The sequence below is a fragment of the Protofrankia sp. Cr2 genome (genome assembly GCF_963555885.1).
Classification (GTDB): domain Bacteria; phylum Actinomycetota; class Actinomycetes; order Frankiales; family Frankiaceae; genus Protofrankia.
The window spans coordinates 4124-6182 of sequence record NZ_CAUVXG010000015.1; the positions used below are offsets into that span (position 1 = coordinate 4124).

1 protein-coding gene is annotated in these 2059 nt (G+C 72.0%); it reads left to right on the forward strand.

The features are described 5' to 3' along the window. Nucleotides 1–2059, forward strand: a 2059-nt coding sequence (locus tag U9978_RS09575; protein ID WP_322760723.1) for a mycofactocin system FadH/OYE family oxidoreductase 1, incomplete at both ends; no start/stop codon positions are given.

Consider the following 2059-nt stretch of genomic DNA (forward strand, 5'->3'; position numbering starts at 1 on the left):
TGCACCGAGTCGGGTGCTGTTCGGGCCGCACGAGACCAACCTGTGCCACGGCCGGGCGTTCTCGTCGCGATCGGTGGCCTACTACGCCCGGCGGGCAGTCGGGGGTGCCGGTGTGATCGTGACGGAGGAGGCGTCGGTCCACCCGTCGGACTGGCCGTACGAACGGGCTCCGCTCGCCGCCGACTGCGGTGCCGGCTGGCGGGCGATCGCGGATGCGGTGCGCCCGGACGGCACCCTGCTGGTGGCGGCGCTGGGGCACGCGGGTGGTCAGGGCAGCTCGGCATATTCCCAGCGGGAACTATGGGCACCGTCACGGGTACCGGAGGTCAACACCCGCGAGGTTCCCACATCGATGGAACAAGGCGATATCGACGCTGTCGTGCGCGGTTTCGCCGACGCCACCCGTACGGCACTCGATGCCGGCTGTGACGGTGTCGAGGTGAACGCCGGCCAGTACAGCCTGGTGCGGCAGTTTCTGTCGGGCCTGACGAACACCCGTGGCGATGACTACGGCACTGACCGCCTGCAGTTCGCGCGGGAGGTGCTGACCGCCACCCGCGCCGCGGCCGGGGACGCGATCGTCGGGCTGCGGCTGTCCTGCGACGAGCTGGCTCCGTGGGCCGGTGTCACCCCGGCGGCGGCGGTCGAGATCGCCCGCGCGCTGGGAGGGCTCTACGACTACCTGGTGGTGGTCCGCGGGTCGATCTTCACGGTGGCCGCGACCCGGCCGGACATGCACGTGGAGCCCGGCTTCAACCGGGAGCTCACCGCCACCATCCGGGCGGCGCTGAACGGCCTGAACGGTGCGGGCGTCCGCGCCGTCCCGGTCATCCTGCAGGGCAGCGTGGTGGACGTCGACATGGCGCAGGCGGCGCTCACGGACGGCGTCGCCGACGCGGTCGAGATGACCCGGGCGCAGATCGCCGACCCGGACCTGGTGGCAACCGTGCAGGCCGGCCGGACCCCGCGTCCGTGCATCCTGTGCAACCAGGTCTGCCAGGTACGCGACAACCGCAATTCGCTGGTGTCCTGTGTGGGTGAACCGTCATCCGGCCATGAGACGAGCGACTCCCCGGTGACAGGCCGGGCGCGGCTACCCGTTGCGGTCACGGTGATCGGTGGTGGGCCGGCGGGGTTGGAGGCTGCACGGGTCGCGGCGCTGCGCGGGCATCCGGCCACGCTGCTGGAACGCACACCCCGCCTGGGTGGAACGCTGGTGGCGGCGGCCGCGGGCGCGGGGCGCTCCCGGCTCACCCACCTCACCGACTGGTTGGCGGCGGAGTGCGCCCGGCTCGGGGTGACCATCCGCACCGGCATCGAAGGCGACATCAAAGGCGACATAGCAGCGGCCGGCACCGGCACCGGCGGGATACCCGAAGGCTCCCTGGTCGCCGCCGACGCGGTGATCGTCGCAATCGGTGGCCGGGACGGCGACCAGCTCATCCCGGTCAGCGCGCCAGCGACTGAACCCGCTCCCGAGGTGTCGCTGGCCGAGGACGGTCCGGGCGGTCCAGACGCGGTGGCGGTCGTGCTGAGCGCGCGGGCGTTGCTGACGGCGGCTGCCGCCGGGGTCGATCTGCTGCCGGCCGAGGGTCCGGTGGTGGTGTGGGATCCGTTGGGCAATCCGACGGGGATCGCGGTCGCCGAGCGGCTCGCCACGGCCGGCCGGGACGTCACCGTGGTGTCACCGGACATGATCATAGGTACGCAGCTGGCCCACACCGGCGATCTCGCTGCGGCGAACGTCCGGCTACACCAGGCCGGGGTGAAACTGGTGAAACGGACCAGGCTGACCCGGCTGGAGGGCACCATCCTTTACGGGGACGACGTGTTCGCCGATGCCACGGTGGAGATCGCCTGCGCGGCGTTGGTGACTAACACCGCCGAACTGTCCGTACTCGGGCCCGACGAGATCGAAGCGGCGCCCGGGACGGTGGTCGGGGACGCGATCGCTCCCCGGACCGTTTACGAGGCCGTGCTGGAAGGACGCCGGGCCGCCCTCGCTGTGGGTGGCGGGGTATCCCGACCAGCAAGGACGGACCGGGCGAACCCGGCCCGA